This window comes from Ruegeria sp. CDSC021 (assembly GCF_059610845.1).
This window is the reverse complement of sequence record NZ_JBXWOK010000009.1, coordinates 1-17155: the sequence shown is the minus strand read 5'-3', so window position 1 is coordinate 17155 and position 17155 is coordinate 1. Positions and strand designations below refer to the sequence as shown.

The window sequence follows — 17155 nt, the reverse complement described above, 5'->3', positions numbered from 1 at the left end:
ATGGCAAAACTCGGTAAACGTACCCGCGCTGCGCGCGAAGCTGTCGCTGGCAAGGAAAACCTGTCGGTCGAAGAAGCAGTTGCCCTGGTCAAAGCCAACGCAACTTCGAAATTCGATGAGACCATCGAAATCGCTCTAAACCTGGGCGTTGACACCCGTCACGCGGACCAGATGGTTCGTGGCGTTGTTGGCCTGCCGAATGGCACCGGTAAAACAATGCGCGTTGCTGTATTCGCTCGTGGCCCCAAGGCTGACGAAGCGAAAGAAGCAGGGGCGGATATCATTGGTGCAGAAGACCTGATGGAAACCATTCAGGGCGGCACCATTGAATTCGATCGTTGCATAGCAACCCCGGACATGATGCCCATCGTTGGTCGTCTTGGTAAAGTTCTGGGCCCCCGCAACCTGATGCCGAACCCCAAGGTTGGCACTGTGACCATGGACGTGAAAGCGGCCGTAGAAGCAGCTAAAGGCGGCGAAGTTCAGTTCAAAGCTGAAAAAGGCGGCGTTGTGCACGCTGGCGTTGGCAAAGCGTCCTTCGACGAAGCCAAATTGGCAGAAAACGTTCGTGCATTTGTGACCGCTGTTGCCAAAGCCAAGCCAACAGGCGCCAAAGGCACCTACATGAAGAAAATCGCGCTGAGCTCGACCATGGGCCCAGGCGTGACTCTGGATGTGGCTGCTGCTGCGGGCGAATAAGCCCCTAGCCTATAGCTAAAATGACTAGACCCGAACGGTAAAGGCTGTTCGGGTCTTTCTTTTTCAGTCCTCACTCATACACGATACACGGCTTGCAGGCGCAGGTTCAGGCGGTCTCTGCGAAAGCTCTCGTATTCGCTGCAGGATCTGTCCAATCGCCATAAGTCCAGCCAATCCATCACCAGACGTGCGCGCATGCACATATCCAGAACGTCCATCTGAATTGGATGGCGATATTTTCGAAAGAACATGTCTTTGTTCGTTTTCAGGATGCCGCTTTGATCAACCTGATCATCAGTGCCATCGCGAAAGATATCGGACTTTAGAAAGTCGACAATATCATATACAGCCAGCTTTTCCCGCGTTTCGGTAAAATCCAGGCCGATCATTTCGCCTTGCCCGACGATCAGATTTTGACTGTGACAATCTCCGTGTGCAAGGACCAACAGTTCAGGGGTGCCTTTTAGCTGTAATGCCTCGTCAGTCAGATGCTGGACCATATTCCGCCCCCAGGGCTGTGGTGTGTCCGGGGCAAGACGTAGCAAAGCCTGAAGCCTGTCGATCATCCAGCTAGGGCGGAAATCATAGGTCTTGATGGGTTGAAAGCTGTGCAGCTCGTTCAGCCACGATCCGGCGCGGCGATAGATGCGGCCGATCTGGTCGTCATCCAGGCTGTTATGGATAAGATCCGCAGCGGTGGGGCGGTCAATAAACTGCGTCACAAAAAACGCCTCACCCGGTGAAATATAGACTGGATCGACAACCCCCGCGGTTTCGTACTGCGCAAAGTGGTCGGTCAGCTTTCTGAGCATATCAAACTCATCGCGCAAACGTCCCGTCCCGGGCGATTCCGTATCGACCTTTAGGGCATAGTCCTGGCGCGCACCTCGGACCCTGAGCACTATACGCGAGCCCGCAAAATCATGAGAACGATAGACGCACTCGAAACCCGCCGGTCCATCCTCTGGCGTTTGATCCAGGAACTCCTGAACAAAGCCGCGCGCGCGTTCGTATTCGTCTGTGGTGAGAGTCAGCATTCAGGGATGGATACCTAAGAAGAAAGGGGCTTAGCCAGACTGGACCTCAGCGTATGGAACATGTCAATCTAGGACACTGTTCCGATGCCGGCTGCGCTGCTCGATCATTTCCGGTTTTGGCCCAATTTACCCCTTGGAAACCCGGCGTAACTGCCATAAAGAGAGCTGCGAAGTAAAGCGTGCGATTCGTCGTGCGCTTTATTTTGTTTCGTCCAAGACGGTGGGTGGTGTCATCTGACCCCTTAATTCCCTGCCTGAGACGGGTAAGACCAAAGAATTCTGAGGGCTTCGATCCTCGGGCGAATTTTGGCTAATCCCGTAACAACGGACCTGAACGCCGGAGCGTAAGCTGCGGCAAATATGAGCCGGGGTGAGATATCACCCCTAACTTGGAGAAAACTGTGGATAGAGCCCAGAAAGAGAAAGTGGTCGACGAGCTCGGCCAAATCTTCGAAAGCTCTGGCGTCGTAGTGGTTGCACACTACGCCGGTCTGACAGTTGCCGAGATGCAGGACCTTCGCGCACGTGCTCGTGACGCGGGTGGTGCCGTGCGTGTTGCCAAGAACAGGCTCGCCAAAATCGCCCTCGACGGAAAGCCATGTGAAAGCATTGCCGACCTGCTGACGGGGATGACCGTTCTGACCTATTCTGAGGACCCTGTGGCAGCAGCCAAAGTGGCCCAGGACTACGCCAAAGAGAACCAAAAGTTCGAAATTCTTGGCGGTGCAATGGGTGAGAACGCTCTGGATCGTGCCGGCGTTGAAGCCGTGTCCAAAATGCCTTCGCGCGAGGAGCTTATTGCTACTATCGCGGGCATGCTGGGCGCACCTGCTTCGAACATCGCTGGCGCAATTGGCGCACCTGCAAGCAACATCGCAAGCATCCTTTCCACCATCGAAGAGAAGGCGGAAGCTGCGTAAGCGGTTGGCACTGAATGATCTGCGTAGGGTAGTCACCCTGACGTTGGAACACACACTGTAAACGGAAAGAGCTGATAAAATGGCTGATCTGAAAGCACTCGCAGAAAGCATCGTGGGTCTGACCCTGCTGGAAGCACAAGAACTGAAAACCATCCTCAAAGACGAATATGGCATCGAGCCCGCAGCAGGCGGCGCAGTTGTCATGGCAGCCGGTGGCGACGCCGGTGGCGCAGCTGAGGAAGAAAAAACCGAATTCGACGTCGTTCTGAAGAACGCCGGCGCTTCGAAAATCAACGTGATCAAAGAAGTTCGCGGCATCACCGGTCTGGGCCTGAAAGAAGCCAAAGAGCTGGTCGAAGCTGGCGGCAAGATCAAAGAAGCTGTGTCGAAAGACGAAGCCGAAGACATCAAAGGCAAGCTGGAAGCAGCTGGCGCCGAGGTCGAACTGGCCTAAGTCAGTCTTTTGGTGCATCGCAGATGCACCGGAAATTTGGCTGGTCCCGGAGAAATCCGGGTCCAGCCGAACCTGTCTTAGAAAGGACCTCATGGATTGGGGTGTTTTCTAAGACGCGGTTCATGGATCGGGAGGCCGCCATTCGGGACGGTGGCCACGAATTGATCCGGACGTGTTGTCTCTAATGTGCAAAGCACCGGGGCCCGACGGTGTCTTTGTCCGCTGAGAACATCGAAAGGTGACATCTGACATGGCTCAATCGTTCCTTGGCCAGAAACGTCTTCGGAAATATTACGGCAAAATCCGCGAAGTGCTGGAGATGCCGAACCTCATTGAGGTACAAAAATCTTCATATGATCTATTCCTGCGCTCCGGCGATGCAGATGTGCCGACAGACGGCGAAGGCATCAAAGGCGTGTTCCAGTCGGTTTTCCCGATCAAGGATTTCAACGAAACCTCCGTTCTGGAGTTCGTGAAATACGATTTGGAAAAACCCAAATACGACGTCGAAGAGTGCATGCAGCGCGACATGACCTACAGCGCGCCGCTGAAAGTCACTCTGCGTCTGATCGTGTTTGATGTCGACGAGGACACTGGCGCCAAGTCGGTCAAAGACATCAAGGAACAGGACGTGTTCATGGGGGATATGCCCCTGATGACACCAAACGGGACGTTCATTGTGAACGGTACCGAGCGTGTGATCGTGTCCCAGATGCACCGTTCGCCCGGTGTGTTCTTTGACCACGACAAGGGCAAGACCCATTCCTCGGGCAAGCTGTTGTTTGCCTGCCGCATCATCCCGTATCGCGGCAGCTGGCTGGACTTTGAGTTCGACGCCAAGGACATCGTGTTCGCCCGTATCGACCGTCGCCGCAAACTGCCTGTGACAACGCTGCTGTATGCGCTGGGTCTGGATCAAGAAGCGATCATGGACGCCTATTACAACACGGTGTCGTACAAGCTGGACAAGAAGAAGGGCTGGATAGCACCGTTCTTCCCCGAGCGTGCACGCGGTACGCGTCCGACCTATGACCTGATCGACGCCAAATCCGGTGAAGTGATTGCCGAAGCGGGCAAGAAAGTTACCCCGCGCGCGGTCAAGAAGCTGATCGATGAAGGCAACGTCACCGAGCTGTTGGTTCCATTCGATCACATCGTCGGGAAGTTTGTCGCCAAGGACATCATCAACGAAGAAACCGGCGCGATCTATGTCGAAGCTGGTGATGAGCTGACGCTGGAATACGACAAAGACGGCGAGCTGATCGGAGGCACCGCGAAAGAGCTGATCGACGCGGGCGTCACTGATATTCCGGTTCTGGATATCGACAACATCAATGTCGGCCCCTACATGCGCAACACCATGGCGGCAGACAAGAACATGGGCCGCGACACAGCGCTGATGGATATCTATCGCGTCATGCGCCCGGGTGAGCCGCCCACCGTCGAAGCGGCCTCGGCGCTGTTCGAAACGCTGTTCTTTGACAGCGAGCGCTATGACCTGTCCGCCGTTGGCCGTGTAAAGATGAACATGCGTCTGGCTCTGGATGCGCCCGATACGCTGCGCACCCTGCGCCGCGAAGACATCGTGGCCTGCATCAAGGCTCTGGTTGAACTGCGTGACGGCAAAGGGGACATCGACGATATCGACCACCTCGGCAACCGTCGTGTGCGTTCGGTCGGCGAACTGATGGAAAACCAGTACCGCGTTGGCCTGCTGCGCATGGAGCGCGCGATCAAAGAGCGTATGTCGTCGGTCGAGATCGACACCGTCATGCCTCAGGACCTGATCAATGCGAAACCGGCTGCTGCTGCTGTCCGCGAATTCTTCGGCTCGTCGCAGCTGTCGCAGTTCATGGACCAGACCAACCCGCTGTCGGAAGTTACCCACAAACGCCGCCTTTCGGCGCTTGGCCCCGGTGGCCTGACACGCGAGCGTGCGGGCTTTGAGGTGCGCGACGTTCATCCGACACACTATGGCCGGATGTGCCCGATTGAAACGCCGGAAGGCCCGAACATCGGTCTGATCAACTCGCTGGCGACCTTTGCCCGTGTGAACAAGTATGGCTTCATCGAAACACCGTACCGTGTCGTCAAAGACGCCGAGGTGACCGATGAGGTTCACTACATGTCCGCGACCGAGGAAATGCGTCACACGGTGGCACAGGCGAACGCGACACTGGATTCGGATGGCAAGTTCATCAACGATCTGGTTTCGACCCGTCAGTCAGGTGACTACACTCTGGCCCCGCGCGAGAATGTGGACCTGATCGACGTCAGCCCAAAACAGCTGGTATCGGTTGCTGCATCGCTGATCCCGTTCCTTGAAAATGACGATGCTAACCGCGCTCTGATGGGCTCGAACATGCAACGTCAGGCGGTTCCGCTGCTGCGGGCCGAGGCGCCGCTGATTGGTACCGGAATCGAGGAAAAGGTTGCGATTGACTCAGGTGCTGCGATTCAGGCGAAACGCGCCGGTATCATCGATCAGGTCGATGCCCAGCGTATCGTTATCCGCGCGACTGAGGATCTGGAACTGGGCGACGCTGGCGTTGACATCTATCGTCTGCGCAAATTCCAGCGGTCGAACCAGAACACCTGCATCAACCAGCGTCCGCTGATCAAAGTGGGTGACACCGTCCAGAAAGGCGAGGTCATTGCCGATGGTCCGTCGACTGATATGGGTGAACTGGCCCTGGGTAAGAACGTGGTCGTCGCGTTCATGCCGTGGAACGGTTACAACTACGAAGACTCGATCCTGATCTCGGAACGTATTGCGCGTGACGACGTCTTTACCTCGGTCCATATCGAGGAATTTGAAGTCGCCGCCCGTGACACCAAGCTGGGTCCGGAAGAGATCACCCGCGATATTCCGAATGTCGGTGAAGAAGCGCTGCGTAACCTCGACGAGGCGGGCATCGTTTACATCGGCGCGGATGTTGAACCGGGCGATATCCTGGTCGGCAAGATCACTCCGAAGGGCGAAAGCCCGATGACCCCGGAAGAAAAGCTGCTGCGCGCCATCTTTGGTGAAAAAGCATCTGACGTGCGCGACACCTCGCTGCGCGTGAAACCGGGCGATTACGGTACGGTCGTCGAAGTTCGCGTCTTCAATCGTCACGGTGTCGAGAAAGACGAGCGTGCGCTGCAGATCGAGCGTGAGGAAGTCGAACGTCTGGCCCGTGACCGGGACGATGAGCTGGCGATCCTGGACCGCAACATCTATGCGCGCCTGCAAGGCCTGATCATGGGTAAAACCGCGGTCAAAGGCCCGAAAGGCGTCAAGCCAGGGTCGGTGATCACCGAGGACCTGTTGGAAACCCTGACCCGTGGTCAGTGGTGGCAGCTGGCGCTGGAAGATGAGCAGGACGCACAGATCGTTGAGGCTCTGAACGAGCAGTACGAAGTGCAAAAGCGTGCTCTGGACGCCCGTTTCGAGGACAAGGTCGAGAAGGTTCGTCGTGGCGATGACCTGCCGCCGGGTGTGATGAAGATGGTCAAAGTCTTCATCGCCGTGAAGCGCAAGCTGCAACCGGGCGATAAGATGGCCGGTCGTCACGGGAACAAAGGTGTAATTTCCAAGGTTGTTCCGATGGAAGACATGCCGTTCCTGGCCGATGGTACGCCGGTTGACTTCTGTCTGAACCCGCTGGGTGTTCCTTCGCGTATGAACGTTGGTCAGATACTTGAAACCCACATGGGTTGGGCCGCGCGCGGTCTGGGTCTGAACATCGACGACGCGCTGGGTGAATATCGCCGCTCTGGCGACCTGACCCCGGTTCGCGAAGCAATGAAGCTGGCCTATGGCGACGATGTCTATGAAGAAGGCATCACTGGCATGGACGAGGGTCACCTGATCGAGGCTGCGGGCAACGTGACCCGTGGTGTTCCGATCGCGACTCCGGTCTTTGATGGCGCCAAAGAGGCAGACGTCAATGACGCTCTGGTGCGCGCGGGCTTCTCGCAAAGCGGTCAGTCGGTTCTGTTCGACGGTCGTACGGGTGAGCAGTTTGCACGTCCGGTGACCGTGGGCATCAAGTACCTGCTGAAACTGCACCACCTTGTGGATGACAAAATCCACGCGCGTTCGACCGGGCCGTACAGCCTGGTTACCCAGCAGCCGCTGGGTGGTAAGGCGCAGTTCGGTGGTCAGCGCTTTGGTGAGATGGAAGTCTGGGCTCTGGAAGCTTACGGCGCCGCCTACACCCTGCAGGAGATGCTCACCGTTAAATCGGATGACGTCGCCGGCCGGACCAAGGTCTATGAGTCGATCGTCAAGGGCGAGGATAACTTTGAAGCGGGCGTACCGGAATCGTTTAACGTTCTGGTGAAAGAAGTCCGTGGCCTCGGCCTGAATATGGAACTCCTGGATGCGGAGGAAGAGTAGGGGCGGCAACGCCCCAAACTCATCCCATCCCAATTTGTAAGGACGCAAAATGAACCAGGAAATTACCAATAACCCGTTCAACCCGCTGACGCCGCCTAAGGTCTTTGACGAGATCAAGGTCTCATTGGCCAGCCCGGAACGGATTCTCTCTTGGTCTTATGGCGAGATCAAGAAACCCGAAACCATCAACTACCGGACGTTCAAACCCGAACGTGACGGTCTGTTCTGCGCGCGTATCTTTGGCCCGATCAAAGATTACGAATGTCTGTGCGGTAAATATAAGCGGATGAAATATCGCGGCGTTGTCTGCGAGAAATGCGGTGTGGAAGTCACCCTGCAGAAAGTCCGCCGCGAGCGTATGGGTCATATCGAGCTGGCCGCGCCCGTCGCACACATTTGGTTCCTGAAATCGCTGCCGTCCCGCATCGGTCTCATGCTGGACATGACGCTGCGCGATCTGGAACGCGTTCTGTACTTTGAAAACTATGTCGTCATCGAGCCCGGTCTGACCGACCTCTCCTATGGTCAGATGCTGACCGAAGAAGAGTTCATGGACGCGCAGGATGCCTATGGCATGGACGCGTTCACCGCGAACATCGGTGCCGAAGCTATCCGTGAGATGCTGGCCCAGATCGATCTGGAAGCCGAAGCCGAACAGCTGCGTGCTGATCTGGCCGAAGCCACCGGTGAACTGAAGCCCAAGAAGATCATCAAGCGTCTGAAGGTTGTTGAATCCTTCCTCGAGTCGGGCAACCGGCCTGAGTGGATGGTGATGACCGTGATCCCGGTGATTCCGCCGGAACTGCGTCCGCTGGTTCCACTGGATGGTGGTCGTTTTGCGACTTCGGATCTGAACGATCTGTATCGCCGCGTCATCAACCGGAACAACCGTCTGAAGCGTCTGATCGAACTGCGCGCACCTGACATCATCGTCCGCAACGAAAAGCGGATGCTGCAGGAATCCGTCGATGCTCTGTTCGACAATGGCCGTCGTGGCCGCGTGATCACCGGCGCCAATAAGCGTCCGCTGAAATCGCTTTCGGACATGCTGAAGGGTAAGCAGGGTCGCTTCCGTCAAAACCTTCTGGGTAAGCGCGTCGACTTCTCGGGCCGTTCGGTCATCGTGACCGGTCCGGAACTCAAGCTGCACCAGTGTGGTCTGCCCAAAAAGATGGCGCTGGAACTGTTCAAGCCGTTCATCTACTCGCGCCTTGAAGCCAAGGGTCTGTCTTCGACCGTGAAACAGGCGAAGAAACTGGTCGAGAAAGAGCGTCCCGAAGTGTGGGATATCCTCGACGAGGTGATCCGCGAACACCCTGTCATGCTGAACCGTGCGCCGACCCTGCACCGTCTTGGCATTCAGGCGTTTGAACCGGTTCTGATCGAAGGTAAAGCCATCCAGCTGCACCCGTTGGTCTGTTCGGCCTTTAACGCCGACTTCGACGGTGACCAGATGGCCGTTCACGTCCCGCTGAGCCTTGAGGCCCAGCTGGAAGCCCGCGTGCTGATGATGTCGACAAACAACGTTCTGTCGCCAGCAAATGGCGCGCCGATCATCGTTCCCTCGCAGGATATGATCTTGGGTCTGTACTATGTGACACTGGAACGCGAAGGTATGCCGGGCGAAGGCAAGGTCTTTGGCTCGATCGACGAAGTTCAGCACGCGCTGGACGCCGGTGAAGTGCATCTGCACACCAAGATCACTGCGCGGATTACTCAGATCGACAGTGAAGGCAATGAAGTTCAACAGCGGTTTGAAACCACTCCGGGCCGAGTGCGCCTGGGTGCTCTGCTGCCGATGAACAACAAGGCGCCGTTCGAACTGGTCAACCGTTTGCTGCGGAAGAAAGAAGTGCAGCAGGTGATCGACACCGTCTACCGTTACTGCGGTCAGAAAGAGTCGGTCATCTTCTGTGACCAGATCATGTCGATGGGCTTTAAGGAAGCGTTCCGCGCCGGTATCTCGTTCGGTAAGGACGACATGGTGATCCCTGATGACAAATGGGGCATCGTCGATGAAACCCGTAGTCAGGTGAAGGATTTTGAACAGCAGTACATGGACGGCCTGATCACTCAGGGTGAAAAGTACAACAAAGTTGTTGATGCCTGGTCGAAGTGTAACGATCGTGTAACCGAAGCGATGATGAGCACGATCTCATCTTCGGATCGGGCAGAGGACGGGTCTGAAAAGGAACCGAACTCGGTCTACATGATGGCCCACTCGGGCGCGCGTGGTTCGGTCACTCAGATGAAACAGCTGGGCGGTATGCGCGGCCTGATGGCCAAACCAAACGGTGACATCATCGAGACGCCGATCATCTCGAACTTCAAGGAAGGTCTGACCGTTCTTGAATACTTCAACTCGACCCACGGCGCCCGTAAGGGTCTGTCGGATACCGCTCTGAAAACGGCGAACTCGGGTTACCTGACCCGTCGTCTGGTGGACGTGGCACAGGACTGCATCGTGCGTGAGCTCGATTGTGGAACCGAGCGCGCGATCACTGCGGAAGCCGCGGTAAACGACGGTGAAGTTGTTGCTTCGCTAGCCGAACGTGTGCTGGGCCGTGTCTCTGCCGATGACGTTCTGCGTCCCGGTACCGATGAGGTTCTGGTCGCTGCGGGTCAGCTGATCGACGAACGTATGGCTGATATCATTGATGAGGCCGCTGTTGCGTCGATGCGCATCCGTTCGCCTCTGACCTGTGAGTCCGAGGAAGGCGTCTGTGCAACCTGCTACGGTCGTGACCTTGCACGCGGTACTATGGTCAACACGGGTGAGGCTGTCGGCATCATCGCCGCCCAGTCCATCGGTGAACCCGGTACGCAGCTGACAATGCGGACCTTCCACATCGGTGGTGTTGCGCAAGGTGGTCAGCAGTCGTTCCAGGAAGCCAGCCACGACGGTGTCGTTTCGTTCGAGAACCCGCAGATCCTGGTCAATTCCGCGGGCGAAAGCCTGGTCATGGGCCGGAACATGAAGATGGTGATCAAAGACGAACATGGCGAAGAGCGTGCCAACCACAAGTTGGGTTATGGCTCGAAGCTGTTCGTCAAGGATGGCACCAAGGTGAACCGTGGCGACAAGCTGTTCGAATGGGATCCTTACACCCTGCCGATCATCGCCGAAAAGTCCGGTACCGCGAAATATGTTGATCTGGTTTCGGGCATTGCTGTCCGCGACGTGACCGATGATGCAACCGGCATGACCCAGAAGATCGTGATCGACTGGCGCGCGGCCCCTAAAGGCAGCGACCTCAAGCCTGAGATCATTCTGGTTGGCGAAGATGGCGAACCGGTCCGTAACGATGCGGGCAACCCGGTTCACTATCCGATGTCGGTGGATGCGATCCTGTCGATCGAAGACGGTCAGCAGATCGAAGCTGGTGAAGTTGTCGCGCGTATCCCGCGTGAAGGTGCCAAGACCAAGGACATCACCGGTGGTCTGCCGCGCGTTGCCGAACTGTTCGAAGCCCGTCGTCCCAAGGATCACGCGATCATCGCAGAAGCTGATGGTTACGTGCGCTTTGGCCGCGACTACAAGAACAAGCGTCGCATCAGCATTGAGCCGGCTGACGAGTCCATGGAGACCATCGAGTATATGGTGCCCAAGGGTAAGCACATCCCGGTTGCAGAAGGTGACTTCATCCAGAAGGGTGAATACCTGATGGACGGTAACCCGGCCCCGCATGACATCCTGTCCATCATGGGTGTCGAAGCGCTGGCGGATTACATGATCGACGAAGTGCAGGATGTTTATCGTCTGCAGGGCGTGAAGATCAACGACAAGCACATCGAAGTGATCGTGCGCCAGATGCTGCAGAAGTGGGAGATCCTGGATTCAGGTGACACCACCCTGCTGAAAGGCGAACATGTCGACAAGCAGGAGTTCGACGCGGCCAACGAGAAGACCCTCGCCCGCGGTGGACGTCCGGCTCAGGGCGAGCCGATCCTCTTGGGGATCACCAAAGCCTCGCTGCAGACGCGTTCGTTCATCTCGGCGGCGTCGTTCCAGGAAACCACACGCGTTCTGACCGAAGCTTCGGTTCAGGGTAAGAAAGACAAACTGGTTGGCCTGAAAGAGAACGTCATCGTCGGTCGTCTAATCCCAGCCGGTACCGGTGGCGCAACGCAAAGCGTACAGCGCGTCGCGCAGTCGCGTGACAACGTTGTCATCGAAGCCCGCCGGGAAGAGGCCGAAGCCGCCGCTGCTCTGGCTGCGCCGATGATGGATGACGATATGGTCGGGGATGAGCTGGATGTTCTGGTGGAAACACCGGAAAGCCGCGAATAAGCGATCCTACATTCCAAAGATCAGGCCCCGCGATTTCGCGGGGCCTTTTCATTTCAGGCTCGGGTGTGGCTCTGCATGAAGCGCCATTGGAAATGTCATGCTAGCAGAGCATTGGCGGGCGGAGCCATATTGACATCTCTTTCTTGAACGCCGCCAAATGCACTTCGTGGCCAAATGCGGAGTTCAAAAAGAGTGACGCCGAATTTCAGGGGTGCTTTGCTGATGATGGGCAGCATGGCTGCCTTCACCATCAATGACACTTTGATCAAGGCCGCCGGAGCCCAGATACCGCTGTTTCAGATGGTTGCCATCCGCGGGGTTTTGGCGACCATTCTGGTGTATCTTCTGGCACGGTACTATGGGGCGTTGCATCTGAACTTTCCGCGTCATGACAAGTGGTTGGTCGCGGCACGTTGTCTCGCCGAATTGTTGGCGACAATTTTCTTTTTGGTCGCGCTGCTTCATATGCCGTTGGCAAACGTGACTGCCATTCTGCTGGCCTTGCCATTGACCGTAACACTTGGGGCCGCGTTGTTTTTTCAAGAGCATATCGGTTGGCGTCGGATTCTTGCCATCGTTTTCGGGTTCGCCGGTATGTTGCTGATCGTTCGCCCGGGCACGGACGGTTTTAGCATCTACGCGATATATGCTTTGATCGCAGTTGCTTCGGTAACTGCCCGGGATTTGATTACGCGACGCATGTCAGTGCATGTGCCATCACTTGCAGTAACGCTGGCAACAACCGCGACGATTACATTGACGGCGGTTCTTGTCACCTCTGTCTCGGGCTGGGTTCCGGTTCCGGCAGCCGCCGGTTCGATGGTAGCGTGTGCTGCAGTCTTTGTTCTGACGGGATATTTGTTCAGCGTCATTGTCATGCGCGCTGGTGAGATCGGCTTTATCGCGCCGTTTCGTTATTCCAGTCTGATCTGGGCGTTGGGTTTGGGCTGGGCCGTATTTGGGGACTGGCCCGACAGGATTACGATGGCGGGCGCGGCCTTAGTGGTTGGGGCAGGAATGTTCATGCTGTTCCGTGAAAGGACGCGTCAATCTGCCGAATGAATGCGGCGAACGGCGTCCTGGTCGATGGCGAACCGTGCGATGAATTCGCCTTCCTGTTCAGAGGTTAGGGGGGACAGCTCGGTCTTGCTGTTTCGCGCATGCGGAGAATCGTTGAACTGGTTAAGCGTGCGGACCCACATAGGTGCGTCCGGATAGCTGATAACGGGCATGAAATTTCCGATCCGGTGATGTGCGAAATTCATGATCGTCAAGTCACTCCCCCCGTCGGAGTACATCGCAAAGCCGACCCCCAGCAAAGGTTGATACACCTGTGCCGCCCTGATGCCATCAGCACCGAAACGGGCCAGGAACCCCTGATTGTAGTCTATCGCAACGGTTCTGTGGTTCCGCATTAAGCCCTGACCCTCATCTGCGGCGATGCGCAAGCGCTCAACGAAATCGACCGAAACCGCATCGTCATCATCGTGGCGGAACTGGATGCAGGGGGCGTCCGGTTTGGTGCGTGCTGAATTCAGGATTTCTTTCATGACCCTGCGATGACGCTTTGGTTCGCGTGCGATTATCTGTACCTGAGGCATGCCCGCTGTTAAGTCGTAAAGACGTTCGCGTGCCGGGTTTGGCAGGCATGTACCGATCACGATGAGAAACTGAAAATCCTCGTCGGTTTGCTCTTTTATGCAGGGCAGGCTAGTAGTTTCAAACAGGCGAAACCGCTCTTCCAGCCGGTCAGATTGATACAGATAGGAGCGCCGGTCCTCGATCGTTTCGTGTTCGATCTGAAAGCCGCCATGGGCGGGATAGGAAAAACGACACAGGCCAAGTATTTGCATGATTCATCCGTGGTCCAGACCAATGGGCTGACTATGCCTGCACGGACCTGTTCCTGCAACGGGCGGTAAGACTGGATGAGCTTTGGTTCCAGCGCGAAACGGCCTGATGTGGAACGGATCAGCTGTACTGTTGACACTGGGTCCGACTCCCCCTATTACGCGCCACATCTCGGTACCGGGGGCCGCCCCAAAACCGATTTCAGTAATGAACTGGTCAAGGCCCGAACTCTTTTATCGTTCGCGCCCTCTGATAACAAACCGCGACGTTCACCTCGGAATGGGAACGCTCGCGGGTTTTGCGCTTGTGGACGCACGAGTGCAGCGAATTTAACCGCACGCATCACGCGTGCATGTCATGTGTGTTGCAAAACGGGGATATAACCGGAATGCCAACGATCCAACAGCTGATCCGCAAGCCGCGGCAGCCGAAAGTAAAACGCTCGAAGTCCATGCACCTGGAGCAGTGCCCGCAGAAACGCGGCGTCTGCACACGTGTTTACACAACCACACCGAAAAAGCCGAACTCGGCGATGCGTAAGGTTGCCAAAGTGCGCCTGACAAACGGGTTCGAGGTCATCTCGTACATCCCCGGTGAAAGCCACAACCTGCAGGAACACTCGGTTGTTCTGATCCGTGGCGGCCGTGTAAAAGACCTTCCCGGTGTCCGTTACCACATTCTGCGTGGTGTTTTGGATACCCAAGGCGTCAAAGACCGTAAGCAACGTCGTTCGAAATACGGCGCGAAGCGTCCCAAATAAGAAGGAGAGGCTGATATGTCACGTCGTCACGCCGCCGAAAAACGCGAAGTCCTGCCTGACGCCAAATTTGGCGACAAGGTACTGACTAAATTCATGAACAACCTGATGATCGACGGTAAAAAGTCGGTTGCAGAGCGCATCGTTTACAACGCCTTTGACCGCGTTGAAGGCAAGATCAAGCGCGCCCCTGTCGAAGTGTTCCACGAAGCACTCGACAACATCAAGCCGTCGGTCGAGGTTCGCTCGCGCCGGGTTGGTGGTGCAACTTATCAGGTTCCGGTCGAAGTGCGCCCCGAGCGCCGCGAAGCACTGGCCATCCGCTGGCTGATCACTGCTGCGCGTGGCCGCAACGAAAACACCATGGAAGAACGCCTCGCCGGTGAGCTGCTGGACGCTGTACAGTCCCGCGGTACCGCTGTGAAGAAGCGTGAAGACACCCACAAGATGGCCGAGGCGAACAAAGCCTTCAGCCACTACCGTTGGTAATTCCAGAGGCTTATTGAAATGGCACGCGAATATACACTCAACCATTACCGTAACTTCGGTATCATGGCGCATATCGATGCAGGTAAAACGACCTGCTCGGAACGCATCCTGTACTACACCGGCAAATCCCACAACATCGGTGAGGTGCACGACGGTGCAGCCACCATGGACTGGATGGAGCAGGAGCAGGAACGCGGAATCACTATCACTTCGGCTGCGACCACCACTTTCTGGGAACGCACTGAAGACGGTGAAACTGCTGACTCGCCCAAGCACCGCCTGAACATCATCGACACCCCCGGCCACGTTGACTTCACCATTGAAGTTGAGCGTTCGCTGGCGGTTCTCGACGGTGCCGTCTGCGTTCTTGACGCAAACGCCGGTGTTGAACCTCAGACCGAAACCGTGTGGCGTCAGGCTGACCGCTATAAGGTTCCACGGATGGTGTTCGTCAACAAGATGGACAAGATCGGCGCGGACTTCTTCAACTGCGTTGCAATGATCGAAGACCGTACCGGCGCACGCGCTGTTCCGGTTGGTATTCCGATCGGCGCAGAGACCGAATTGGAAGGCCTGATCGACCTGGTCACCATGGAAGAATGGCTGTGGCAGGGCGAAGACCTAGGCGCAAGCTGGGTCAAAGCACCGATCCGCGACAGCCTGAAGGACATGGCTGACGAATGGCGCGGTAAAATGGTCGAAGCGGCCGTCGAAATGGACGACGACGCGATGATGGAATACCTGGAAGGCAATGAGCCCGACGTTCCAACCCTGCGCGCCCTGCTGCGCAAAGGTACTCTGGAAATCGCGTTTGTTCCGGTTCTGGGTGGTTCGGCGTTCAAAAACAAAGGTGTTCAGCCGCTGCTGAACGCTGTGATCGACTATCTGCCCAGCCCGCTGGACGTTGTCGATTACATGGGCTTCAAACCCGGTGACGAAGAAGAAACCCGTAACATCGCCCGCCGTGCGGATGATGATATGGCGTTCTCGGGTCTGGCGTTCAAAATCATGAACGACCCCTTTGTTGGCTCGCTGACCTTTACCCGCATCTACTCGGGCACTCTGTCCAAGGGCGACACGCTTCTGAACTCGACCAAGGGTAAGAAAGAGCGTATCGGCCGGATGATGATGATGCACTCGAACGAACGTGAGGAAATCACCGAAGCGTTCGCGGGCGACATCATTGCGCTGGCAGGTCTGAAAGACACCACCACGGGCGACACTCTGTGTTCGACCGGCGATCCGGTAGTTCTGGAAACCATGACCTTCCCCGATCCGGTGATCGAGATCGCGGTTGAGCCGAAAACCAAGGCTGACCAGGAAAAAATGAGCCAGGGTCTGGGCCGTTTGGCCGCCGAAGACCCGTCTTTCCGTGTGGAAACTGATCTGGAATCGGGTCAGACCATCATGAAGGGCATGGGCGAACTTCACCTGGACATCCTGATTGACCGTCTCAAGCGTGAATTCAAGGTTGAAGCGAATATTGGTGCGCCGCAGGTGGCCTATCGCGAAACCATCGGTCACGAAGCCGAGATCGTTTACACCCACAAGAAACAGTCGGGTGGTTCGGGTCAGTTCGCCGAGGTGAAGATGATCATCACCCCAACAGAGCCGGGCGAAGGTTATTCGTTCGAATCTCGTGTTGTTGGTGGTTCGGTGCCCAAGGAATACATCCCGGGCGTTGAAAAAGGCATCAGATCCGTCATGGATAGCGGCCCGCTGGCTGGCTTCCCTGTGATCGACTTCAAGGTTGCCCTGATCGAAGGTAAATTCCACGATGTGGACTCTTCGGTTCTGGCCTTTGAAATCGCCGCTCGTATGGGTATGCGCGAAGGCATGCGCAAAGCGGGTGCGAAACTGCTTGAACCGATCATGAAGGTCGAAGTGATCACACCGGAAGAATATACCGGTGGCATCATTGGTGACCTGACATCGCGTCGGGGACAGGTTTCCGGGCAGGAAAACCGTGGCAACGCCATCGCGATTGACGCGTTTGTGCCGCTGGCCAACATGTTCGGCTACATCAACACCTTGCGTTCGATGTCGTCTGGCCGTGCCCAGTTCACCATGCAGTTCGACCACTACGATCCGGTTCCGCAGAACATCTCGGACGAGATCCAGGCGAAATACGCATAAGCGAAAATTTGAGGGAGCTCGATTAGCGGGCTCCCTTCATTACCGATAAAGGAGGCCATCATGGCAAAGGAAAAGTTTGAGCGTAATAAGCCGCACGTCAACATCGGCACGATTGGCCACGTTGACCACGGCAAGAC

At 56.4% G+C, this 17155-nt stretch carries 11 protein-coding genes; 9 read left to right on the top strand and 2 right to left on the bottom strand.

From position 1 onward, the window contains the following. The gene (rplA, locus tag AC2FGB_RS14010) at window positions 1-699 is read left to right on the top strand and encodes a 50S ribosomal protein L1 (RefSeq protein ID WP_142636917.1); all 699 of its coding nucleotides are present in this window, start codon (window positions 1-3) and stop codon (window positions 697-699) included. A 74-nt stretch (window positions 700-773) separates the two neighbouring features. Here the strand turns inward: rplA and AC2FGB_RS14005 are convergent, their stop codons facing one another. Continuing rightward, window positions 774-1736: a phosphotransferase gene (locus AC2FGB_RS14005; RefSeq protein WP_496694134.1), complete on the bottom strand. Its 963-nt coding sequence runs from the start codon at window positions 1734-1736 to the stop codon at window positions 774-776. A gap of 401 nt (window positions 1737-2137) precedes the next feature. On the opposite strand from AC2FGB_RS14005, the gene rplJ reads away from it, so the two are divergent. The 5 genes from rplJ (at window position 2138) to AC2FGB_RS13980 (ending at window position 12847) form a co-directional block, all read left to right on the top strand. Continuing rightward, complete coding sequence (gene rplJ / locus AC2FGB_RS14000) at window positions 2138-2656, top strand: 50S ribosomal protein L10 (RefSeq protein WP_142636913.1); 519 nt, start codon at window positions 2138-2140, stop codon at window positions 2654-2656. A 79-nt stretch (window positions 2657-2735) separates the two neighbouring features. Continuing rightward, entirely contained in the window at window positions 2736-3110 is a 375-nt protein-coding gene (rplL, locus tag AC2FGB_RS13995; RefSeq protein ID WP_142636911.1) for a 50S ribosomal protein L7/L12, read from the top strand. A 250-nt stretch (window positions 3111-3360) separates the two neighbouring features. Then, window positions 3361-7494, top strand: coding sequence for a DNA-directed RNA polymerase subunit beta (gene rpoB / locus AC2FGB_RS13990; protein ID WP_142636910.1), 4134 nt, complete (start codon window positions 3361-3363; stop codon window positions 7492-7494). Window positions 7495-7543: 49 nt separating this feature from the next. Further along, a complete protein-coding gene (rpoC, locus tag AC2FGB_RS13985) occupies window positions 7544-11785 on the top strand; it encodes a DNA-directed RNA polymerase subunit beta' (protein WP_271949832.1) in 4242 nt (1413 codons plus the stop codon). A 174-nt stretch (window positions 11786-11959) separates the two neighbouring features. Next, window positions 11960-12847 (top strand): DMT family transporter, encoded by an 888-nt coding sequence (locus tag AC2FGB_RS13980; protein WP_496694133.1) that lies wholly within the window; start codon window positions 11960-11962, stop codon window positions 12845-12847. Here the strand turns inward: AC2FGB_RS13980 and AC2FGB_RS13975 are convergent. Further along, entirely contained in the window at window positions 12832-13638 is an 807-nt protein-coding gene (locus AC2FGB_RS13975; RefSeq protein ID WP_281995385.1) for a putative rhamnosyl transferase, read from the bottom strand. The genes AC2FGB_RS13980 and AC2FGB_RS13975 overlap by 16 nt on opposite strands. Before the next feature lie 386 nt (window positions 13639-14024). Between AC2FGB_RS13975 and rpsL the strand changes: the two genes are divergently transcribed. Genes rpsL through fusA form a run of 3 tightly spaced genes read left to right on the top strand, consistent with a single transcriptional unit; the run spans window position 14025 to window position 17018 of the window. Beyond that, the gene (gene rpsL, locus AC2FGB_RS13970) at window positions 14025-14396 is read left to right on the top strand and encodes a 30S ribosomal protein S12 (protein ID WP_005621086.1); all 372 of its coding nucleotides are present in this window, start codon (window positions 14025-14027) and stop codon (window positions 14394-14396) included. A 15-nt stretch (window positions 14397-14411) separates the two neighbouring features. Beyond that, on the top strand, window positions 14412-14882 hold the full coding sequence (gene rpsG, locus AC2FGB_RS13965) for a 30S ribosomal protein S7 (RefSeq protein WP_008756926.1): 471 nt from the start codon (window positions 14412-14414) through the stop codon (window positions 14880-14882). 18 nt (window positions 14883-14900) lie between these two features. Continuing rightward, window positions 14901-17018, top strand: a complete 2118-nt coding sequence (fusA, locus tag AC2FGB_RS13960; RefSeq protein WP_281995384.1) for an elongation factor G — start codon at window positions 14901-14903, stop codon at window positions 17016-17018. Window positions 17019-17155 lie beyond the last annotated feature (137 nt).